This window comes from Acinetobacter sp. ANC 4805 (assembly GCF_022549495.1).
Classification (GTDB): domain Bacteria; phylum Pseudomonadota; class Gammaproteobacteria; order Pseudomonadales; family Moraxellaceae; genus Acinetobacter.
Genome location: NZ_JAKZGD010000017.1, coordinates 1 through 5253 on the forward strand (window position 1 = coordinate 1; position 5253 = coordinate 5253).

Sequence of the window (5253 nt, forward strand, 5' to 3'; positions counted from 1 at the left end):
TTAGAGTAACATAGCCGACCTAGCTTGATGATGACGAATCATCGAGAAGATCATTAAGAGAATAGAAGAACAACTTGTGTGGATTTTTACTGATTGATCGATCGAAAATATTTCATTGATTGAATGGTAGAAATTTCTCGAAGTTTATTTGAGCGAATTTTTAGTCAGAAAATTGATGAGCCAGATTTAGTACTTTTAGTAAAGTACAAATGATTTTAAACTGAAGAGTTTGATCATGGCTCAGATTGAACGCTGGCGGCAGGCTTAACACATGCAAGTCGAGCGGAGATGAGGTGCTTGCACCTTATCTTAGCGGCGGACGGGTGAGTAATGCTTAGGAATCTGCCTATTAGTGGGGGACAACATTCCGAAAGGAATGCTAATACCGCATACGCCCTACGGGGGAAAGCAGGGGATCTTCGGACCTTGCGCTAATAGATGAGCCTAAGTCGGATTAGCTAGTTGGTGGGGTAAAGGCCTACCAAGGCGACGATCTGTAGCGGGTCTGAGAGGATGATCCGCCACACTGGGACTGAGACACGGCCCAGACTCCTACGGGAGGCAGCAGTGGGGAATATTGGACAATGGGCGGAAGCCTGATCCAGCCATGCCGCGTGTGTGAAGAAGGCCTTTTGGTTGTAAAGCACTTTAAGCGAGGAGGAGGCTACCTGGATTAATACTCTAGGATAGTGGACGTTACTCGCAGAATAAGCACCGGCTAACTCTGTGCCAGCAGCCGCGGTAATACAGAGGGTGCGAGCGTTAATCGGATTTACTGGGCGTAAAGCGTGCGTAGGCGGCTGATTAAGTCGGATGTGAAATCCCTGAGCTTAACTTAGGAATTGCATTCGATACTGGTCAGCTAGAGTATGGGAGAGGATGGTAGAATTCCAGGTGTAGCGGTGAAATGCGTAGAGATCTGGAGGAATACCGATGGCGAAGGCAGCCATCTGGCCTAATACTGACGCTGAGGTACGAAAGCATGGGGAGCAAACAGGATTAGATACCCTGGTAGTCCATGCCGTAAACGATGTCTACTAGCCGTTGGGGCCTTTGAGGCTTTAGTGGCGCAGCTAACGCGATAAGTAGACCGCCTGGGGAGTACGGTCGCAAGACTAAAACTCAAATGAATTGACGGGGGCCCGCACAAGCGGTGGAGCATGTGGTTTAATTCGATGCAACGCGAAGAACCTTACCTGGCCTTGACATACTAGAAACTTTCCAGAGATGGATTGGTGCCTTCGGGAATCTAGATACAGGTGCTGCATGGCTGTCGTCAGCTCGTGTCGTGAGATGTTGGGTTAAGTCCCGCAACGAGCGCAACCCTTTTCCTTATTTGCCAGCGAGTAATGTCGGGAACTTTAAGGATACTGCCAGTGACAAACTGGAGGAAGGCGGGGACGACGTCAAGTCATCATGGCCCTTACGGCCAGGGCTACACACGTGCTACAATGGTCGGTACAAAGGGTTGCTACCTAGTGATAGGATGCTAATCTCAAAAAGCCGATCGTAGTCCGGATTGGAGTCTGCAACTCGACTCCATGAAGTCGGAATCGCTAGTAATCGCGGATCAGAATGCCGCGGTGAATACGTTCCCGGGCCTTGTACACACCGCCCGTCACACCATGGGAGTTTGTTGCACCAGAAGTAGGTAGTCTAACCGCAAGGAGGACGCTTACCACGGTGTGGCCGATGACTGGGGTGAAGTCGTAACAAGGTAGCCGTAGGGGAACCTGCGGCTGGATCACCTCCTTAACGAAAGATTGACGATCGGTAAGAATCCACAACAAGTTGTTCTTCGAAGATGTATCTGAGGGTCTGTAGCTCAGTTGGTTAGAGCACACGCTTGATAAGCGTGGGGTCACAAGTTCAAGTCTTGTCAGACCCACCAAATCTGATTGCAGTAGCTTAGATTAAAAGATACGTCGTTCATTAAGTGATAAGCTGGGGACTTAGCTTAGTTGGTAGAGCGCCTGCTTTGCACGCAGGAGGTCAGGAGTTCGACTCTCCTAGTCTCCACCATGTACTTTACGGAGTACGAGCTAAAGATTACAGAATTTAGTAAGTAGATAGCTTATTAACTTCTGTGATTTATCACAGTTTACTACGCACCGACGAGGTGGTAGTTAATCATTAACAGATTAGAAAATTGAGTCTGAAATAAATTGTTCACTCATTTGTTCGAAAGAACAAGATGAGAACTAGCAAATTAACTGAATCAAGCGTTTTGGTATATGAATTTAGATTGAAGCTGTATGGTGATTAAGTTCACAGACAACAAACCAGTAGCAATTAAGTTTGCAACGATAACACTCACTTGTATGTGTTAGCGACTGTTTGGGGTTGTATAGTCAAGTAATTAAGTGCATGTGGTGGATGCCTTGGCAGTCAGAGGCGATGAAAGACGTAATAGCCTGCGAAAAGCTCCGGGGAGGCGGCAAATATCCTATGATCCGGAGATTTCTGAATGGGGGAACCCACCTACTATAAGGTAGGTATCATAAGCTGAATACATAGGCTTATGAAGCGAACGAGGGGAAGTGAAACATCTCAGTACCCTTAGGAAAAGAAATCAATTGAGATTCCCTTAGTAGCGGCGAGCGAACGGGGAGCAGCCCATTAAGTTGTGTGTGTTCTAGTGGAACGCTCTGGGAAGTGCGAACGTAGAGGGTGATATTCCCGTACACGAAAGGGCACACACAATGATGACGAGTAGGGCGAGGCACGTGAAACCTTGTCTGAATATGGGGGGACCATCCTCCAAGGCTAAATACTCCTGACTGACCGATAGTGAACCAGTACCGTGAGGGAAAGGCGAAAAGAACCCCTGTGAGGGGAGTGAAATAGATCCTGAAACCGCATGCATACAAGCAGTGGGAGCCGACTTGTTCGGTGACTGCGTACCTTTTGTATAATGGGTCAGCGACTTACATTCAGTAGCAAGGTTAACCGAATAGGGGAGCCGTAGAGAAATCGAGTCTTAATAGGGCGTTTAGTTGCTGGGTGTAGACCCGAAACCAGGCGATCTATCCATGAGCAGGTTGAAGGTTGGGTAACACTAACTGGAGGACCGAACCCACTGTCGTTGAAAAGCCAGGGGATGACTTGTGGATAGGGGTGAAAGGCTAATCAAGCCTGGTGATAGCTGGTTCTCCCCGAAAGCTATTTAGGTAGCGCCTCGGACGAATACCATTGGGGGTAGAGCACTGTTTCGGCTAGGGGGTCATCCCGACTTACCAAACCGATGCAAACTCCGAATACCAATGAGTACTATCCGGGAGACAGACTGCGGGTGCTAACGTCCGTAGTCAAGAGGAAAACAATCCAGACCGCCAGCTAAGGCCCCAAAATCATAGTTAAGTGGGAAACGATGTGGGAAGGCATAGACAGCTAGGAGGTTGGCTTAGAAGCAGCCACCCTTTAAAGAAAGCGTAATAGCTCACTAGTCGAGTCGGCCTGCGCGGAAGATGTAACGGGGCTAAAACTATGTGCCGAAGCTGCGGATTTACGCATTAGCGTAAGTGGTAGGGGAGCGTTCTGTAAGCCGATGAAGGTGTATTGAGAAGTATGCTGGAGGTATCAGAAGTGCGAATGCTGACGTGAGTAACGACAAAACGGGTGAAAAACCCGTTCGCTGAAAGACCAAGGGTTCCAGTCCAACGTTAATCGGGGCTGGGTGAGTCGACCCCTAAGGCGAGGCCGAGAGGCGTAGTCGATGGGAAATTGGTTAATATTCCAATACTTCTGTGTAATGCGATGAGAGGACGGAGAAGGTTAAGTCAGCCTGGCGTTGGTTGTCCAGGTGGAAGGTTGTAGGCATGCATCTTAGGCAAATCCGGGGTGCTCTATGCTGAGAACTGATAGCAAGCTGTACTTGTACAGTGAAGTGGCTGATACCATGCTTCCAGGAAAAGTCTCTAAGCTTCAGTTACACAGGAATCGTACCCGAAACCGACACAGGTGGTCAGGTCGAGTAGACCAAAGCGCTTGAGAGAACTCTGCTGAAGGAACTAGGCAAAATGGTACCGTAACTTCGGGAGAAGGTACGCTGCTGACGGTAATAGGACTTGCTCCTTGAGCTATTGGCAGCCACAGAAACCAGGCCGCTGCAACTGTTTATTAAAAACATAGCACTCTGCAAACACGAAAGTGGACGTATAGGGTGTGATGCCTGCCCGGTGCTGGAAGGTTAATTGATGGGGTTAGCGTAAGCGAAGCTCTTGATCGAAGCCCCAGTAAACGGCGGCCGTAACTATAACGGTCCTAAGGTAGCGAAATTCCTTGTCGGGTAAGTTCCGACCTGCACGAATGGCATAATGATGGCGGCGCTGTCTCCAGCAGAGGCTCAGTGAAATCGAATTCGCCGTGAAGATGCGGTGTACCCGCGGCTAGACGGAAAGACCCCGTGAACCTTTACTGCAGCTTGACATTGAACTTTGACCTTACTTGTGTAGGATAGGTGGGAGGCTTTGAAGTTGGAACGCTAGTTCCAATGGAGCCGTCCTTGAAATACCACCCTGGTAATGTTGAGGTTCTAACTCTGCCCCGTAATCCGGGGCGAGGACCATGTCTGGTGGGTAGTTTGACTGGGGCGGTCTCCTCCTAAAGAGTAACGGAGGAGTACGAAGGTGCGCTCAGCGTGGTCGGAAATCACGCGTAGAGTATAAAGGCAAAAGCGCGCTTAACTGCGAGACCCACAAGTCGAGCAGGTACGAAAGTAGGTCTTAGTGATCCGGTGGTTCTGTATGGAAGGGCCATCGCTCAACGGATAAAAGGTACTCTGGGGATAACAGGCTGATACCGCCCAAGAGTTCATATCGACGGCGGTGTTTGGCACCTCGATGTCGGCTCATCTCATCCTGGGGCTGAAGCAGGTCCCAAGGGTATGGCTGTTCGCCATTTAAAGAGGTACGCGAGCTGGGTTTAGAACGTCGTGAGACAGTTCGGTCCCTATCTACCGTGGGCGCTGGAAATTTGAGAGGATCTGCTCCTAGTACGAGAGGACCAGAGTGGACGAACCTCTGGTGTACCGGTTGTGACGCCAGTCGCATCGCCGGGTAGCTATGTTCGGAAGGGATAACCGCTGAAAGCATCTAAGCGGGAAGCCTACCTCAAGATAAGATTTCCCTAGGAATTTATTCCTCTAAAGAGCCGTTCGAGACTAGGACGTTGATAGGTTGGGTGTGGAAGCACGGTGACGTGTGAAGCTGACCAATACTAATTGCTCGTGAGGCTTGACTATACAACACCCAA

General features: G+C 49.4%; 2 tRNA genes and 2 rRNA genes. All 4 read left to right on the plus strand.

The annotated features are described in order from the left end of the window. Positions 1 to 217: 217 nt before the first annotated feature. Positions 218 to 1755 (plus strand): 16S ribosomal RNA (locus MMP60_RS15775). 59 nt (positions 1756 to 1814) lie between these two features. Next, positions 1815 to 1891: transfer RNA gene (locus tag MMP60_RS15780), tRNA-Ile, on the plus strand. A 55-nt stretch (positions 1892 to 1946) separates the two neighbouring features. Further along, positions 1947 to 2022 (plus strand) — tRNA-Ala (locus tag MMP60_RS15785). Positions 2023 to 2349: 327 nt separating this feature from the next. Then, positions 2350 to 5242: ribosomal RNA gene (locus MMP60_RS15790) — 23S ribosomal RNA — on the plus strand. Together the 16S and 23S rRNA genes with 2 tRNA genes alongside form the textbook arrangement of a ribosomal RNA operon. The last annotated feature ends 11 nt before the right edge of the window (positions 5243 to 5253 follow it).